The organism is bacterium (assembly GCA_019695305.1).
GTDB lineage: Bacteria > UBA10199 > UBA10199 > UBA10199 > JAIBAG01 > JAIBAG01.
Map to the genome: position 1 here is coordinate 67,109 of JAIBAG010000007.1, position 17,559 is coordinate 84,667.

General features: G+C 39.6%; 19 protein-coding genes. All 19 read left to right on the forward strand.

The genetic code is table 11. From position 1 onward, the window contains the following. The first annotated feature begins 1 nt into the window (after window position 1). Entirely contained in the window at window positions 2-304 is a 303-nt protein-coding gene (fliE, locus tag K1X76_05160) for a flagellar hook-basal body complex protein FliE (GenBank protein ID MBX7148453.1), read from the forward strand. A gap of 11 nt (window positions 305-315) precedes the next feature. Next, window positions 316-1,833 carry a flagellar M-ring protein FliF gene (gene fliF, locus K1X76_05165; protein MBX7148454.1) on the forward strand — a complete coding sequence of 506 codons (1,518 nt, stop codon included), beginning with the start codon at window positions 316-318 and terminating at the stop codon, window positions 1,831-1,833. A 6-nt stretch (window positions 1,834-1,839) separates the two neighbouring features. Next, entirely contained in the window at window positions 1,840-2,916 is a 1,077-nt protein-coding gene (locus tag K1X76_05170; GenBank protein ID MBX7148455.1) for a hypothetical protein, read from the forward strand. A 6-nt stretch (window positions 2,917-2,922) separates the two neighbouring features. Beyond that, complete coding sequence (locus K1X76_05175) at window positions 2,923-3,558, forward strand: flagellar assembly protein FliH (protein ID MBX7148456.1); 636 nt, start codon at window positions 2,923-2,925, stop codon at window positions 3,556-3,558. Window position 3,559: 1 nt separating this feature from the next. Beyond that, a complete protein-coding gene (locus K1X76_05180; GenBank protein MBX7148457.1) occupies window positions 3,560-4,888 on the forward strand; it encodes a FliI/YscN family ATPase in 1,329 nt (442 codons plus the stop codon). Beyond that, window positions 4,885-5,358, forward strand: coding sequence for a flagellar export protein FliJ (gene fliJ / locus K1X76_05185; protein ID MBX7148458.1), 474 nt, complete (start codon window positions 4,885-4,887; stop codon window positions 5,356-5,358). The genes K1X76_05180 and fliJ overlap by 4 nt, the downstream gene beginning before the upstream one ends. Beyond that, entirely contained in the window at window positions 5,339-5,968 is a 630-nt protein-coding gene (locus K1X76_05190) for a hypothetical protein (GenBank protein ID MBX7148459.1), read from the forward strand. Before fliJ ends, K1X76_05190 begins: the two co-directional genes overlap by 20 nt. Continuing rightward, complete coding sequence (locus tag K1X76_05195) at window positions 5,965-7,488, forward strand: flagellar hook-length control protein FliK (GenBank protein MBX7148460.1); 1,524 nt, start codon at window positions 5,965-5,967, stop codon at window positions 7,486-7,488. The genes K1X76_05190 and K1X76_05195 overlap by 4 nt, the downstream gene beginning before the upstream one ends. A 12-nt stretch (window positions 7,489-7,500) precedes the next feature. Then, the gene (locus K1X76_05200) at window positions 7,501-8,172 is read left to right on the forward strand and encodes a hypothetical protein (protein ID MBX7148461.1); all 672 of its coding nucleotides are present in this window, start codon (window positions 7,501-7,503) and stop codon (window positions 8,170-8,172) included. Between the two features lie 13 nt (window positions 8,173-8,185). Further along, complete coding sequence (locus K1X76_05205; protein MBX7148462.1) at window positions 8,186-9,451, forward strand: flagellar hook protein FlgE; 1,266 nt, start codon at window positions 8,186-8,188, stop codon at window positions 9,449-9,451. A gap of 179 nt (window positions 9,452-9,630) precedes the next feature. Further along, a complete protein-coding gene (locus K1X76_05210) occupies window positions 9,631-10,317 on the forward strand; it encodes a flagellar basal body-associated FliL family protein (GenBank protein MBX7148463.1) in 687 nt (228 codons plus the stop codon). A gap of 149 nt (window positions 10,318-10,466) precedes the next feature. Continuing rightward, window positions 10,467-11,393 (forward strand): FliM/FliN family flagellar motor switch protein, encoded by a 927-nt coding sequence (locus tag K1X76_05215; protein ID MBX7148464.1) that lies wholly within the window; start codon window positions 10,467-10,469, stop codon window positions 11,391-11,393. Continuing rightward, on the forward strand, window positions 11,386-11,673 hold the full coding sequence (locus K1X76_05220) for a FliM/FliN family flagellar motor switch protein (protein MBX7148465.1): 288 nt from the start codon (window positions 11,386-11,388) through the stop codon (window positions 11,671-11,673). The genes K1X76_05215 and K1X76_05220 overlap by 8 nt, the downstream gene beginning before the upstream one ends. A gap of 16 nt (window positions 11,674-11,689) precedes the next feature. Further along, complete coding sequence (locus K1X76_05225; GenBank protein MBX7148466.1) at window positions 11,690-12,544, forward strand: flagellar biosynthetic protein FliO; 855 nt, start codon at window positions 11,690-11,692, stop codon at window positions 12,542-12,544. Window position 12,545: 1 nt separating this feature from the next. Further along, complete coding sequence (fliP, locus tag K1X76_05230; GenBank protein ID MBX7148467.1) at window positions 12,546-13,316, forward strand: flagellar type III secretion system pore protein FliP; 771 nt, start codon at window positions 12,546-12,548, stop codon at window positions 13,314-13,316. Beyond that, complete coding sequence (gene fliQ, locus K1X76_05235) at window positions 13,313-13,585, forward strand: flagellar biosynthesis protein FliQ (GenBank protein MBX7148468.1); 273 nt, start codon at window positions 13,313-13,315, stop codon at window positions 13,583-13,585. Before fliP ends, fliQ begins: the two co-directional genes overlap by 4 nt. A 1-nt stretch (window position 13,586) precedes the next feature. Further along, window positions 13,587-14,351, forward strand: a complete 765-nt coding sequence (locus tag K1X76_05240; protein MBX7148469.1) for a flagellar biosynthetic protein FliR — start codon at window positions 13,587-13,589, stop codon at window positions 14,349-14,351. 11 nt (window positions 14,352-14,362) lie between these two features. Continuing rightward, complete coding sequence (gene flhB, locus K1X76_05245; protein ID MBX7148470.1) at window positions 14,363-15,445, forward strand: flagellar biosynthesis protein FlhB; 1,083 nt, start codon at window positions 14,363-14,365, stop codon at window positions 15,443-15,445. Between the two features lie 6 nt (window positions 15,446-15,451). Then, window positions 15,452-17,557, forward strand: a complete 2,106-nt coding sequence (gene flhA / locus K1X76_05250) for a flagellar biosynthesis protein FlhA (GenBank protein ID MBX7148471.1) — start codon at window positions 15,452-15,454, stop codon at window positions 17,555-17,557. Window positions 17,558-17,559 lie beyond the last annotated feature (2 nt).

Consider the following 17,559-nt stretch of genomic DNA (forward strand, 5'->3'; position numbering starts at 1 on the left):
AATGGCTATTAATGGAATTACCAGCATTACATCGGCTTTGCCGGAACTCACTAAAGTGAGTGGTTCTCAAAAAGCAGAATCTGGCACAGGTTTTTCCAGTGTTATTTCCGATAGCATGAAACAGGTTAATGCCGAGATGAATCATGCCAACAAAATGTCGCAAGAGTTTGTAACAGAAGGGAAACACGATTTGCATGAAGTGCTTATTGAGCTTGAAAAAGCCGACATGTCATTTCGTTATATGAATCAGGTAAGAAACAAGGTTTTGGATGCATACCAGGAAATCATGAGAATCCAGGTATGATAGGGGGCTAAATGGATCAGTTTATCGAACAGATAAAAAATGTTTTGGCAAACCTTTCGATGGTACGAAAGGTTTCCATGGTATTGGTGATGGTATTAGCGGTTGGGGTAATTATCTACCTTGTAAAGCTATCCAACCAATCGTCAATGGAGCCTCTATTCACCAATTTAAATTCCGAGGACATGGGAACCATCTTAACCGAACTTGATAAATCAGGGGTTAAGTATCAGGTAGACCAAGAACATCGCACCGTTATGGTGCCCGCCACCGAAGTGCTGGATATCCGCTTAAAATTAGCGAGTGAAGGGATGCCACGCTTTGGTGGTGTGGGTTTTGAATTATTTGATAAAATGGAATTTGGTGCTTCCGATTTTGAACAAAAAATTTACTACCAACGTGCGTTAGAAGGTGAACTTTCCCGCACTATTGCCCGTATTCGCGAAGTGGAATCGGCTCGTGTGCATTTAGTACTACCCGAAAAATCTCTCTTTGCAGATAGCCAGCAATCGGCCACCGCATCAGTTATTTTAAAAATGGGAAGTGGAGAAGCTCTATCGCGCGATAAAGTAAATTCCATCACTCACTTGGTAGCAAGTGCTGTAGAAAGTTTAGATCCCGAACAGGTAACTGTAGTGGATAGCGCCGGCCATTTATTAACTGAAGGTGGCGGCGATGGCATAGCTTCATCGGGTGAAAAATTATTTGATCAAAAAACATCGATTGAACGTTCTTACGAGAAACGCATTGTAGAATTACTGTCGCCCGTTGTTGGTTTAGGAAAAGTAATTGCTCGTGTTTCGTCCGAAATAGATTTTACTCAATCGGAAAGTACCGATGAAATATTAGATCCTAACAAAAGTGCTGTTGTTTCAGAATCGCGTACTACGGCTAAAAGAACCGAAAGTTCTTCGTCTACAGGTGGTGTTGCCGGTGCTTCGGGCAATGCTCCCGGAGCTACAACTAGCGGTGGTGGTGGTAGTGGTAATTCAGATGAAGGTTCAGAACAAATTGCCTACCAGGTGAGCAAAACTATCAAAAAAACTATAAGCCCTATAGGTGCAGTTAAAAAACTGTCGGTGGCCATTTTAGTAGATGGTACTTACAAAGATGGCGCTAATGGTGAAAAAACATTCACACCACGTGCTGCAGATGAACTTGCGAAATATGAAGACTTGGTGAAAAAAGCAATTGGATTTAGTCAAGACCGCGGCGATCAAATTAAAGTGGAAACATTAGCCTTCCAGGCTCCCGAAATGCCCACAGGCGATGATGCCAAATGGTACGAAAAGAAAACGACCTATGGTTTCCTTATTTCGGTTATTGGCAATGTAATGATTTTAATAGTTGTAGCTCTGGTATTCTTCTTCGTAATTCGTCCTTTAATCAAAAATTGGAATGGTGGACGGGCAGGCGCTTTAGATGCCAACGGCACTCCTTTGCTTGAAGGTGAAGTAAATGCCAATTTGGCTCAACTAGTAAAGTCGGACCCTATGGCAGCGGCAAACGCCATTAGAGAATGGCTTAAATAAAATATTATGGCAGAAGCACAAGAAAATATACGTCCCTTAAGCAAGTCTGAAAAAGCAGCCGTGCTACTTTTGTGCATGGATGAGGGAACTACTTCCGAAATGTTTAGCAACATGGAGGATAGCGAAATTAAGAAGATTGCATCGGCCCTTCTTAATTTAAATAATATTCCTACAAGCCATGTGCAGGGTGTAATTGAAGAATTTTATAAAGGGTTAGAAACACAAAAGGAAAAACCAGGTAAATTTGATTTAAAAATTGATGGCCGTACGGCGGCAGCTAATCTTATTGAAAAATCGCTCGATCCTGATCGTGGCCGGTTTATCATGGAAAATTTATCTAAACCTGGACTTCCTGCCGCCGACAAGCACATTAAGTTTTCTGAAATTATTCAACAGTATCCCGATGAAAAAATTATTGATCTTATTCGTAATGAACATCCACAGGTAGTTAGTATTATTTTAGCTAACTGCAAAAAGAAGCCGGCCCGTGAAGCATTGGCACAGTTGCCCGAAGCAAGCCAAGTAGAAGTAATTAGCCGTATGGCGGCATTAAAAACCATTTCAGGCAAAGCGATGAAAGATTTACAAAAATACGTCATGCAAAAAATGTCGTTAGCTCAAACACAGCAAAAAACAGGTAGTGAAGAGGAGTTGGGTGATTTGGCAATGGAGGGTTTGGATAGCACGGTTAAACTCCTTAAAGGGTTAAAAGGAGAATTTACCGATAAAATTTTGGGTGAAGTTGAAAAGTTGGATGCTGCTATTGGTGGTGAAATTGCAAAAAAGATATTTACTGTGGAAGATTTAGAACGTTCTAACGATGTGGGTATCCGTGAACTCTTAAGAGGTGTTACAAACGAAGATCTTAAAGTGGCGCTTAAAAATGCTCCCGATACTATAAAAAATAAAGTGTTTTCTAATATGTCTGAACGTGCCGCTCTAATTTTGAAGGAAGATATGGAAGTGTTACCCCCCTTAAAGGTTGAAGATATTGAACTGGCTCAGGTTAAAATTTTAAAAGTGGCTAAAGACTTAATTAAGGAAGGTAAATTAATTTTAACCGAAGTGGTTGAAGAGGATTAATAAAATATGAGTTTACAAAAGTTTGAAAATACAAGCTTTGCAACATCCTCCAAAAAGGGTTCGCGATTATTAGCAAGTACTGATTACCAAGGCTTAAATTTATCAGGTCTCGTGGTAACTAAAGAAGAAAAGAAGCCTACTGTTGATGAACTGGTAAATGAAAAATTAAAGACTGAAAAACAAAAAATGGCCGCTGATGCAGAAAAGATGACAGCACTTGCAAGTCAACTAAGTATGGCTCTTTCTAGCTTTAATACTGAGAGCCTAGAATATTTTAATAAAGTTAAGAAAGAAGCTACTACTATGGCCATTGAAGTGGCCCGTAAACTTATTGGTGAAGAATTAAAAACAAACCCTGCCTTAGTGGAAGGGAGTATTAATGCTTTGTTGGATGAGGTGAGTGCTTCTCAGAAAAAGGCATTAGAAATAAATTCCGCTGATTGGGCATTTTTATCAGAAGCAAAGCCGGATGTGGTAACGGCCTTAAAAAGTGTTGAAGCTTTGGAAATTAGAACTCTTGATACAATTCCATCGGGGGTTGTGCGCTTAGTGATGGAAAATCAGGTGCTGGAAACCGGTGCTGTTAAAAAGATTGATCATTTATGGCAAGAGCTTTTGGGTAAAGGATACGTAAAAGAATAATATGGAGCATGTTTTAAACATTCAGTCGGTTGAACGCTTGGTTGAGCAGATCCCTCCAGTATTTAGAGTGGGTCATGTTAGCCGTGTGGTGGGTCTTGTGGTGGAAGCATTTTTACCGCATGTTCCTGTGGGTGCTATATGCCGTATGAGAACGCAAGAAGGTCACAAAATTTCTGCTGAAGTTATTGGTCTTAAAAACGATACCTGCATTTTGATGCCATTTGGTTCTATGAACGGTATTAAATCGGGTGATCCTATTGAAATTGTTCGTTTGTCGGCAACGGTTTCGTTAAGTGATGCCTTGTTGGGTCGCGTAATCAATGGTGAGGGTGAAGTATTAGACGGTTTGGGATCGATAGAGTTTATAGATGAAAAACCACTTTATGCACCTCCTGTAGCAGCGGTAAGTCGCCGGCTTATTGATTCCCCGTTAAGCTTGGGTATTCGTGCCATTGATGGTTTTTTAACATGCGCCAAAGGGCAACGTTTATCCATTATGGCCGGTTCTGGTGTGGGTAAATCTACTCTTTTAGGTATGATGGCCCGAAATACCAAGGCTGATATCAATGTGATTGCCTTAATTGGAGAACGTGGAAGAGAAGTAAAAGAATTTTTAACTCACGATTTAGGTGAAGCGGGTTTGGCTCGTTCGGTTGTAGTAGTGGCTACATCAGATACACCGGCTCTTGTTCGTATGCGTGCCGCATTTTTAGCTACCACTGTGGCTGAGTATTTTAGAGACAAGGGCTTAAATGTTCTTTTGATGATGGACTCACTGACCCGCTTTGCCATGGCTTCACGTGAAGTAGGTCTTTCTGTTGGTGAACCTCCAACCATGAAGGGTTATACACCATCTCTTTTTGCCACATTGCCACGCTTGCTTGAGCGCGCTGGTCGCTGTGAAGGTGAAGGAAGTATCACCGGACTTTATACTATTTTAACAGAGGGAGATGATATTCAGGATCCTATTGCCGATGCTGTACGTGCCATTGTGGACGGACATATTGTGTTGTCACGCAAATTAGCTTCTATGGGTCATTATCCGCCTATTGATGTTTTAGGCAGTATCTCGCGTGTAATGAGCATGGTGGTGGGTAAGGAACATAAAAAATATTCACTTATTTTACGCCGTCTTTTAGCGCTCTACATCGAGATGGAAGATTATATTAAAATTGGTGTGTATGTACCTGGAAAAAATCCAGAATTAGATGTGGCAGTAGCAAAATATGAAGAGCTGAAGCGTTTTTTGATTCAGCCTATTGAAGAGAAAACAAGCTATGAAGAAACCATTGCTCGTATGGGCAAGATGATTGCGGATATTCAGTTATGAAATTTACATTTCGCCTAGAAGGCATTTACAAATTGCGAAAAGAAGAAGAGCGTGAGGCTCAGTATGAGTTGGGTCGTTTGCGCCAAGAGGAATACGGGATAATGCAGGTTTTAGAATCGGTAGCTGCTGAACAACAGAAATGGATGGATATTTATACTGCCGAGGCCAAAAAAGAAAATGCAGGCAATTATATTATGATGATTGAACACTATTTTAAAAATTTGGATGAAGTTAAAAAAAGAAATCTTAAATTTTTAGCTGATGTTCAAAAAAGAATAGATGTGGCCTTAATTAAAGTGCAAGCCACCTATAAGGCTAGAAAGCAAGTTGAGTACCTAAAAGACAAACAATACGAAGAGTTTAAAACAGAAATGGCTCGTAAGGAACAATTGGCTATGTCGGAAATGTCTACGGTACAGTTTATTAACAAAGTAAGAAACGGGGAGGGTTATGAAGAATTTTTATCTTAAGATGGCTATGGCTGGAATATTAGTTTTAGGTATCTATCCCGTTGTGCATGCCGAGGATGCGGCTACCACAGCTCCTGCTGCAGCTCAGGAAAAAAAATCGGATAACGCAGAAGAAGTTAAATCTGAAACACCAAAAAGAGAATTATTGTTTGATGGAAGCGAAACTAAGACTGTAGATTCCGAAATTAATGCTGATAATGCCCTTTATATGAATTTGGCTAAGGAAATAGAATTTAATGAGAAGGAGAGAGATAAACGTCACGAGATGTCTTATAGCATGATGGAAGAAGAGCTAGATAAACGCTTAAAGGAATTGGTGGGGTTAAAAGAGGAATTAAACAAGCAAATTGATAATAAAGTTGAAAATAATGAGAATTTGAAATTGCTGGTAAATTTATATCAAACTATTTCTGCCGATCAAGCAGCTCAACTTTTAAAGCAAATGCCCTTAACTGTATCGTCTACAATGATTCGTATGATGGATCCAAAAAAATCGGCAAAAATTATGGCCGCCATGGATGCCCGTTTTGCAACCGAAATTAGTAAACGTCTTATTAAAGGTCCTGTAGCTTCCAATGCTCCAACAACTACAACAGGAGGTGTTCAATGAGTTTAATTCAATCGCAACGCCAGGCTCGTTCATCAGGTTCTTTACCATTTTTGTTGGGTGAATTAGGCAAGACCAGTAGTGCTACCGATAAAAAGTTTGACGATATTGTTTCAAATGAAATCAGTCAGGAGGCAGCGCCTTCTGTTTCTTGCAAAGGCGAGAGCTCAACCGATTATACACAATCGGCCCCATCTAAAAATAAAGACGAAGAAGTTGAAACTGTTAAGTCGGAAAAATTAAATTCTAACGATTGTGAAGAGAATGTAGAAGATAAAAATACACAAAGTTCTCAGGCGGTAAGCTCGGCTCAAAAAGAAGAAAAGACTGAAGAAAAAGTTAAAGAAGAAGGCCAAAAGGATGAGAAGCCGGTTTCTTGTGAGTTAAATACTAAGGATGAAAATAATGATGCCATGTCGGCTGATTCACTTTATGCCTATATGACTTTACAAAATATATTGCCTCAGCAAACTACACTAGTTGCCACTCCAGTAGTTGAGGAGATGGTAGTAGAGGGATCAGAAAATATAAAAACTACTGAGCTTGAAACTGAAACTATGCCCGAAGCTGTTTATGAAAATATTTCGGCTTTAGTTGCGGTAAAAGAGGAGATTTCACAGAGTCATATTTCTCTTCCAGCTCAAGCGCTATTAGTAGAAAGTCCTCAAGCGGTTCCTTCTTCTGATTTGCTTGAAGATGAGAATCTCTATGTAGCCCAAGAAGGAGTTATTGTTCCATACGAACAACAAGAAGAAGCTCCTGTTCTAGAAAATGCCGAGCCAGAAATTGACAATTTAAATAATGAAGTTTCTGACGATGTCAATATTACTCAGTCTGTAGATACGGCTAAGTTGAAATTAAAGCCTCAATTGGAGGTAGCTGGCACACAAAACTCTTTTGATATTAATTTTAACACCATGATTCAGTGGGAAGCTGCACTCCCCCAAGATACGAGACGGAATTTGGGCGCAATACTTGAGCAAAAAATAGCACCTCAAACACAAGAGATTAAAATCCCCCAACTGAGTGGTTTGACTACCTTGGCTCCAAAGCCAATGGGAGCTTTGGCCAATATCCGCTCTACTGTGCCTACGCTTAAGTTATTAACTATTAATGCCGAATCATTACAAAATCAAATCCGTGAAACATTAGGTTCTGAGTTAAAGCTTCAGAAAGATAAAATTGAAATTCGTCTCGATCCACCTGAATGGGGAAAGATTCATGTAAAAATTGAAACTCAGGAATCCGGGATGAAGGTATCCTTTTTTAGTGACAACCCTCTGGTTCGTGAAGCACTGGAAAAGCACATGCAAGATTTGAGAAATATGCTCAATCAAGATGGACTTAATTTTTCGAGTCTTAATGTAGGTGTACAAGAGCATGCCGCTCAAGGCAGAGAACAGGGTGATGACGCTCAAAATCAAGCTAATTTTGAAGATGTCGAATTATCAACTGAGGAAAATGGGGGTATTCAGGCCCGTCAACGTTTAAAAACATCATCGGTAGTAGACCATGTTGTTTAGAAAGGACTTTTTATGGATGGAATAACAAAAGCAGCAAGTTCGTTTCAAAGCCCATCGGCTTCGGCTACAGACTCTAAGTCTAGTATCTTTGGAGCTAATAAAGATGATTTTTTAAAACTGTTTCTGGCTCAATTGCAGCATCAAGATCCGATGAATGCCCAAGATCCAAATCAGATGATGCAGCAGATGACTCAGTTTGGTCAGTTAGAACAACTTATGAACTTAAACACTTCATTCTCGTCACTTAATGGATTGAATCAATCCATGCAAAGTACTCAGGCCGTTAATTTTATAGGAAAAAATGTTTCGGCCTATGGTAACACTATTGGCATAAAAGGTACCGAGCACGGCAAAATTGCCTACGATTTGGCAAGAGCTGCCGATGAGGTGGTTGCTGAAGTGTATAATGCAGCTGGACAAAAGGTTAGAACGATAAGTTTTGAAAATCAGCCTGGAGGCGTTTCGAGCCATGAATTTGATGGGCTGAATGATAAGGGACAAGTTTTACCGGATGGAAATTATCGTATAAAAGTTACAGGTAAAAATGCCGATGGTACGCTGGTAACAGCCTTACCTTTGGCTATTGGCACAGTGAGTTCACTTGAGTTTACTCAAAGTGGACCTATTTTAAACGTGGGAGGCAATAAAATTGCGTATGGAGATATTATCTCTGTAGAACAATAAGGAGGAGGAACTTATGGGTATTTTTACAGCATTATTCTCGGGAGTTAACGGTATTAACTCAAACGGTAACGTTATTTCGGTTATCGGTGATAATATCGCTAACGTGAACACAATTGGTTTTAAGGGCAACAAGGCTCAGTTTGAAGATATCTTGGCCGGTAACGATACCGGGCTAGGTTCTCGTGTGAGCGTTGTAAATCCCGAATTCAGTCAGGGCGGTTTCGAATCAACAGGTTCGGTAACTGACATGGCAATCGATGGTGACGGTTTCTTTATCTTAGAAAACCCAACAGACGGTTCCACGTTTTACTCACGCGCTGGTCAGTTTATTGTGGATAAAGATGGATATCTTGTGAACGCCGACAACTACCGCGTACAAGGTTATCAGGTTGATAGTAGTAATAATATTACATCCAGTATTGGAGATATTGTAATTTCTAAGGTGCCTGTAGCTCCTCAGGATACAACTACAATCAGTGTTGTGGCTAATCTCGATTCTAACGAAATAGATCCAGCAGCATTTGATGAGGATGATCCTACCGGAACATCCAACTTTTCGGCTGGTATTACAGTGTACGATTCATTGGGTAACTCCCACTTGGTAACTATTTACTTTAGAAAAACCAGTACAGCCAATAGTTGGGAATGGAAAGCACTTGTGGACGGAGGCGAAATCACAGGTGGTACGGCAGGCGAGAATGAAATTGAAGCTGCTGGTACATTAACGTTTGATACAGACGGGACCCTTGTATCGGCTACCACCTCAAGCAGTGATTTTGACTTTTTGGGTGCAACCCAATCTCAGGCTATAACCTTTGATTTTGGTAGCTCAACAGATAGTGGCGGCAGTGGCTTGGATGGCGTAACACAGTTTGGTAGTAATTCATCTGTGTCTAATATTAACCAAGATGGTTATGCTTCAGGTTCGTTAAAAACATTTGAAATAAGTGCCGATGGTACAATTACCGGTAACTATTCAAACGGTGTGACGCAAACCATTGCGCAGGTTATTTTGGCCTCGTTTAATAACCCAAACGAACTTACCCGTGTAGGTTCAAACAACTATATTGAAACTCTCGACTCCGGTGTTCCCCTCATTTCGTCTCCTGGTACATCAGGTAAGGGATCTATCGTGTCGAGTACACTTGAACAGTCTAACGTGGATTTGGCCAGTGAGCTGATCCGCATGGTGATCATTCAGCGCGGTTTCCAAGCAAATTCCCGTACTATTTCTACGGTGAACGATTTGTTGGCGCAGCTTGTGACATTAGGTCAATAGTAGGGTACATATTACCTTAATATACCGGCTGGGCTGGATGTTTGGTTTCCCCTGTTACTTTATATAAGGCCTGTATCTTTGATGCTGGTTTTAGAGGGGGGAGCTTTATTTAAAAAGAAAATGAACTTTAGAGAATTGCTTGTCAGATATTTAAAAAGCAGTTACTCTCATAAAAAACTATGGCTGATGAAGAAAAAAAGGAAGAGGCACCTCCCGAAGGGGATGCGGGTGCCGAGGGTGCTAAACCGTCTCTTATTAAGAAACTTTTAAATCCCAAGATTTTAATTCCGCTTGTGCTGGTTGTGGGTATTGGTGCCGGTGCAGGTGTGGGTTTAATTTTAGGCAAAAAAAATGAGCCGCCTCCAGCTGCTGAAGGTGAAGGAGCAAAAGGTAAAGAAGGTGAAGCTAAGCAGGGTGAAGGAGAGGCCAAGCATGGTGAGGGAGAAAAGCCTAAAGAGGGTGAGGCTAAAAGCGAAACACCTCCTCCCGTAGAAGAATTACCAGCCGAAGATGAACCAGGTGATACCGGTGGCGGGGCCGAGCCACCCGAGGGTGAAATTAACGAAGCGCTTCTTATTAAATTTGACCCTGTTGTGGTGAATATTTTTGAAAAGAACTCGATTCACTATTTAAAGTTGCAATTACAGTTTAAAATGAGCAACGAGGAATCGGTGGCTGAGGTTAATACCAAAAAAGCCATGTTACGCGATAAACTATTGTTTATTATTAGTGATACAACACTACGTGAAGTTCTCTCTACCGGGGGTAAAACTCTTCTTAAAGAAGATATCCAGCATGCCTTTAATAAAATCCTTAAAAAAGGCAAGGTTGAGTACATCTATTTTACCGACTTTACTATCCAGTAAAAAAAGCCTTAAGGGTATGGGTGGCGGAAATATTTTCCTACGCCCATACCTCTCTTTTTAAGTAAATACAGTAAGTAATTGAAAAATATAGATTTTTTATGCTTTTTTAGATTTAGTCTCCTGGTATGTTGCTTGCAATAACGAGGGGGATGACGCAAGAAAGCCATAAAAAACCAACAGGTTATTGGACAGGGGAAACAAATGCTTTTAATCTGTTTAATGCCCTTAAAAACAAGGACGAACAGGAAAAAGTATTAAAAGACACCTGCGCTAACCTATTGCCAGCCTTTGTAAAGGCCTTTAACGAGCTGACCGGTTTGGACGTGTTAGTAGAAATGACCTTATTTCAAGAATCGCCTGGGTCAAATATCATAAAAGAATTAAACCCCGAAGAAAATATTCTCTCTCTTATCAAAGAAGACAAATTTAATTTAGAAGGACTTTTTGGCTACAGCAGAAATCTATTTAATTTTGTTTATAACCTTATGCTTGGGGGAAATAGACCTTTTGAAAAAGGCGGGCAATTAACCGATTTAGAAAAAATATTTTGCGAAAAATTAAACAAGACTATTGCTGATGCGGCCTTTGTACCTTTTCGTGATAAAATGAAAGCTCTTTTTAAACTGGGTAAATGTTTTGATGATGTTACCGAATATCAAAAAGTTAAATGGAGTTTTGATGCTTATCATTTAACCTTTGATGTAAAACAGGAAAATGAAATTGGAAAAATTACCCTGGTACTCCCACTGGATATCTTGAAATCGATCGTTTTAACGCCAGCAGGTAGCGCAGACGAAGAGCAAAGTGGTGATTCCGATGCCGATTGGATTCGTGGAGTTACTAATGCCATTGCCCCAAAAGAAATTGCCGTAAACGTGAGACTTGGGCATATGGCACTTCCTCTTAAAACAGTTTTAAATTTACAAGAAAATGAAACTTACCCGGTTACAATAACCGAGGGAGGCCATACCGTCTTTTTAAACGGTGAGGCTTCATTTTTGTCTAGCATCGGTACAGCCGGCGGCATGAGGGCCGTCCAAATTATCGATACGTTACAAGGAGAAAACAATGGCTGAAGAAACACAACAAGAACCCCAAAGTACAGCCCCTAGTGGTTTAAGTTTGGTACAAGATGTTCCCCTGGTACTCCAAGTACAATTGGGAGAAGCCGTGATGACTATTGGCGATGTTTTAAAGTGTGGAAAAGGTTCGGTAATACCTCTTAATCAAAAAGCGGGCGATCCATTTAAAATTTTTCTCGAAAGTCGACTATTGGCCGAAGGTGAAATTGTGGAAGCCGGTGAAAGTTTGGGTATTAAGGTAACTAAAGTTTATAAAGATGGTGCTGAAAACTAAAATAAAGGAGAATTTTATGAAAAATAAACTCATCTGGATTTTCATAGCAACTTGTTTAATGTCTTTCCCAGTACACGCGGAAGAGGGTGTTAAAAATAACGAGATAAAAACCGATTCGCAAAGCTTGCTTGAGTTGCTTGAGAAAAATAGCGCTAAAAATGAAGATAAAGTTCCAGATGACAAACAAGTACAGGCTACGGCCGAACCGGCCAAAGAAGAGGTGAAAACGGCCGAAGAAGCTGCTGTGCCTGTAGTATCGGTAACTCAAAATACAAATCCATTAATTGAAGAAGCTCAAGACGGTCAACTTCCTTGGCTAAAAACTGGATTATCGTTTGCTTTTGTGGCTTCTACTATTCTTATTCTGGCTTTTCTCTACCAGAAAAAAGGTGGATCATCGCCATTTAATTTATCTAAGAGCAACTCTTTAAAAATTATTCAAAACGTATCGTTAGGTTTAAAAAGAAGTTTGCATGTTGTTGAATTTGACGGCCAAAGACTTTTGCTTGCTAGCACAGCAACCGATATTCGTGTGCTATCGGGGAAAGCGGAAGCCCTGCAAATGGCCATACAAAATCTGGAAACAACAGTATCAGAGCCCAGCCAGTTTGTTGCTCAAAAAGTAGATGGAAATTCCAACAGTCTTAAAAAAGAACAGCCTGTTCTAGAAACTGCTAAAGAAGAGTTGACCATGCAGCGCCCGCGAATCCGCGATAAAATGGTAAATTTAAAACCCTTGCATAATAAAGGAGCTATCTCATTTAAGGAAGACTTGTTTGAAAAAAATTTAAAAAAGTTTTCTGGTGACGAAACTTTTACACAGGATGCCGCTGAAATTGCCAGAGGGCATAACTTAAATACCTTAATGTAAAATGAAAAGAAAAAGCTTTACAACCTTAATGATAATTGCGGCATTAGCCTTAACAGGTGTTTTGTTTGCGGCTCAGGCCCATGCTCAATCGATGATGCCTTCAATTAATCTTTCAATTGGAAGTGGTACCAAGGGTGGAACAGAAACGGCAACTGCCATGAAAATTTTCATTTTCATGACTCTTTTAACAGTTGCGCCGGCACTCATTTTAACCATGACCTGCTTTACCCGAGTAGTCATTGTGCTTTCCTTTATTCGTCAGGCTATAGGTGTTCATCAAACGCCTCCTAATCAGGTGATTATTGGCTTATCACTATTTCTTTCATTTTTTATTATGGGTCCTGTTTTTAAAGATATTAACGAAAATGCCATTAAGCCTTTTTTTGCCGATCAAATTTCTCAAGATGATGCGTTTGCAAAAGCATCCATGCCGTTAAAAGCATTTATGCTAAAACAAACGCACAAAAACGATTTGCAAATGATGCTAAAGGTAGCCAAACCAGAGGAAATGCCTACCACGCTTGAAACTATGCCTCTTTCAATACTGGTACCCTCTTTTATTCTAAGCGAAATGAAAACCGCATTTGAAATTGGATTTTTAATTTATCTTCCCTTTGTGCTTATCGATATGGTGGTGTCAATGGTTTTACTAACCATGGGTATGATGGTGCTCCCTCCCGTGGTGATTTCCTTGCCATTTAAATTAATGCTGTTTGTACTTGTTGACGGCTGGAATTTAATTGTGGGCTCCTTAGTTTCGAGTTTTAAATGACCGCTCAAGCTGTTGTAGAACTGGGACGTGAAACTATTATCACCTGTATTTTGGTGGCGGCACCTATTTTGGCAGTAGGGTTTATTGTGGGTTTAGCGGTTAGCTTTTTACAGGCTATAACACAAATTCAGGAAATGACTGTGGCCTTTGTGCCAAAACTTTTAGCTATTGGTGCCTCTATAATTTTATTTGGATCTTGGATGCTAAAATTACTGATGGATTACACCATCAAGTTGTTGGGTGGGTTTCAGAATTTTATTAGTTTTTAATATGAACACGATGATCAACAATTTTATGGCTCTTTCGATGTCTGCTTTCAGAATAGGCGCCGTTTTATATGCAATGCCTGTTATAGGCACAACAAACGTAACTCCCTTTTTACGCTTTATTTTAAGTATTTCCATTGCCTATATTTTTTTTGGTCAAGCTTTAAGCTTTCCAAGTGAAATATGGACAAATAATTATGTGTTACTGATGACATTAGGACGTGAAATTGCGATTGGTTTATGGATGGGATTTACAGTTCGCTTACTTTTTTTGGTTGTGAATATGGGGCTTGAATTTGCCGGTATGCAGATGGGTTTTACTATGGCTAATATTTTTGATCCTCAAAATAACTCTCAAGTATCGGTATTGTCGTATATTGGATTAATATTAGGTATTTTACTCTTTTTTGGATCTAATTTTCATTACGACCTTTTGATGGCTATTAAGAGAAGTTATCAGGTGATGCCAATGGGACTTCCAGACTGGAAATTATCAGGTATGATGGATTTGATGATGCAAATGGTTCAAACTTGTTTTGTATATGCATTAAAAATTGCCATGCCTGTGATGGCTGGAATGTTTTTTATTCAATTTATTTTAGGTGTAATAGCTAGAACAGCTCCGCAAATGAATTTGTTTTTTAATATCACGTTTATTTTAAATATTGTTGCTGGTTTGTTTATTGTGGTTTTGTCGCTCGACAAAATAATTCCTTACCTGAATCGTTACAATGACATGCTTATTAGTCATGGTTACGGTATTTGGTAGGTAATATTACGATGGCTGAAATGGAAGAAGGCGGACAAGAGAAAACGGAAGAGCCAACCGATAAAAGGTTGGAAGAGTTCCGTGAAGAAGGGCAGGTTGCCAAAAGCCAGGAAGTTGGAGCTTTAATAGGTATTACTGCATCTTTTCTTATTTTGTCTATGCAAAGTAAAAGCATGGGGCATTTATTTCACAAAAGTATAACTACAGCTTTTGCCTACGATGCTTCAGTCAGCTGGGGATCTCATATCTTATACTGGATTCAATTAACGGTTTTACCCATCATGCATTTAGTGGCAATTTTTATGATTAGTATTTTATTATTAACAGTTGCTGCCAGCTTTTTTCAAACAGGATTTCTCTTTTCTACTAAAAGTCTTGCTCCAAAATTTGATTCGGTAAATCCATTTGAAGGTATTAAGCGCTTGTTCTCTCCGAATTCGCTCATTCAACTTCTTAAAAGTTTAGCGAAAGTAAGTGTTATTGGCTGGATTGTTTACATGCAAGTAAAGGGGCATTTAAAAGAATTATTAATGTTGGCTAATATGCCGATTCAGGAGTCAGCCGATTGGTGTCTTAAAATGGTTGCGGGTATTGTTCTTAAAATTTCAATTTTTATGGCTGGTTTAGCAGGTCTTGATTATTTGTATAACTGGTACAAGTTACACGAGAAGATGAAAATGACTCGCCAAGAATTAAAAGATGAAATGAAGCAAAATCAACTGCCTGAAAGTGTTAGAGGTAAGGTAAGACAGGTTGCTAATGAGCGTGCAAAGCGTGCGCTTAAAGAGGATGTACCCAAAGCGGATGTTATCATCACTAACCCTACGCATTATGCTATTGCTATTCGCTACCGACGATTTATCGATCGAGCCCCGACTGTTGTTGCAAAAGGTAAAAATTATTTGGCAAAAACTATTCGCGAAATTGGTGATGAGAACAATATTCCTTTATATGAATATCCCGAATTGGCCAGAGCTTTATACAGCAAGGTAAAGGTGGGTTCGCCTATACCAGAAGACCTTTATGAAGGTGTGGCTAAGGTTCTAGCCTACGTGTACCGTGTTTATAAAAAGCGTTCGGAGGCAAGAGCTTAATTATTTATGACAAACGAAACGGAACAATTAACTCGTTTTCAAAAAATCCTTCGTGAAGGAGGAGAGCTTCCTTTAATTTTGGGAGTAACAGGTTTGGTGTTGCTAATGGTGCTACCAATCCCGGCTTTTATGCTGGATATTTTTTTGGTGAGTTCAATTGCGCTTTCTATTTTTATTTTGCTTTTGTCATTTTATGTAGAAAAACCTCTCGATTTTTCTGTTTTTCCAACCATGCTTTTATTTTCTACATTATTACGCCTTACTTTAAATATTGCGAGTACACGCCTAATTTTACTTCACGGTTCTAAAGGTGAAGCCGCCGCCGGCGAAGTTATTAAGTCGTTTGGTAATTTTGTGGTGGGTGGCAATTATGTGGTAGGTTTTGTGGTTTTTATCATTCTTGTTATTATCAACTTTGTAGTTATTACTAAGGGTGCTGGCCGTATTGCTGAAGTGGCTGCTCGATTTACATTAGATTCTATGCCTGGCAAACAGCTTGCTATTGATGCCGATCTTAATGCTGGTAATATTAGCGATGTTGAAGCCAAGGCTCGTCGTGAAAAGTTAGAGCGTGAATCTGATTTTTATGGTGCTATGGACGGTGCTTCTAAGTTTGTGCGTGGAGATGCCGTAGCCGGTATTTTAATTACTGCCGTTAACGTAATTGGTGGTCTCATTATTGGTATGGTTCAAGAAGGCATGCCTCTTTTGGATGCTCTTAAAGTATATACTCTTTTAAGCGTAGGTGACGGCTTAGTTGCTCAGTTGCCAGCTCTTCTGGTATCTACGTCTGCCGGTCTTATTGTAACCAAAGTTTCCAAAACTAAAAAGATGTCGGAAGAAATTAATACTCAAACACTCTCCAATTTCCGTCCTCTTTTGATTTGCGCTATCATCTTATTGTTGATGTCGATTATGCCCGGGATACCAGGTCTGCCATTTTTTATCTTATTTTCTGGTTTTGGTTTTACTGCCTACAAGATTTGGAAAAAAGCGAAAGATAAGGAAGCTAAAATTGCAGAGTCTGGCGGTGATACAAAAGCTTTGGCCGAGGCTACTAAAGCCAGTGAAAAAATAGAATCTGTTCCATTATTGGATGTTCTTGAAGTTGAAGTGGGCTATGATTTAATTCCTATTGTAGATCAACGTTCTGGGGGAGAATTTCCAACTCGTATTGTGGGAATTCGTCGCCAGTTTGCAAATGAAATGGGGGTTCTACTGCCTCCTGTTCACATTCGTGATAATTTAAAATTGCGTCCCAATGAATATCGCATTTTTATGAAAGGTGCTGTTGTAGGTAAGGGTGAGCTTATGCCATACCATTCTTTAGGTCTTGATCCGGGAACAACAATTAGAAAAATTGCTGGAATTCCCACCAAAGATCCTACTTTTGGCTTAGAGGCAATTTGGATACCGGATGAGCAGAAAGAATCTGCTATTGTGGCCGGCTATACAGTGGTGGATTTACCCAGTGTAATTGCTACACATCTTATTGAGGTTGTTCGTGGTAATTTAAGTGAAATATTTGGCCGTCAGGAATTGGCTACTATTTTAGATCAAATAAAACTCACTCACCCAAAAGTAGTCAATGATCTTATCCCCGAAATTTTGCCTTTAGGCACAGTTCTTAAAGTTGTACAAAATCTTTTGAAAGAAAAAGTAAGTGTTAGAGATATGCTTACTATACTTGAAGCCTTATCTGAGCATGCTTCGCGTGTAAAAGAGGCTGATGAGCTAACCGAGCACGTAAGAATGGCTTTAGGACGCAGTATTTCTCAGCAATATTTAGCATCTGATCAAAATCTTTATGTAATTACCCTGGCCCGTAGTTTGGAAGAGAAAATTGTTAAATCGCTTAATCCAAAATCCATGAATCCAGAATTATCAATAGATCCGGCTACAGCAAAAAATTTAATTGAACAAATTGGTACCGAAACTAAGAAGTCTCTTGCTAACAATAGACCGCCGGTTATTTTAACCAACCAGCAGGTCCGTCCCCATTTGTATAAATTGATCCAACGTTTTATTCCCAACCTTGCGGTGTTGGCCCATGGCGAAGTAGCAGGGCACGCCAGCGTGAAGCCGGTTGGAATGATAGGAGAAGCCGTATGAGA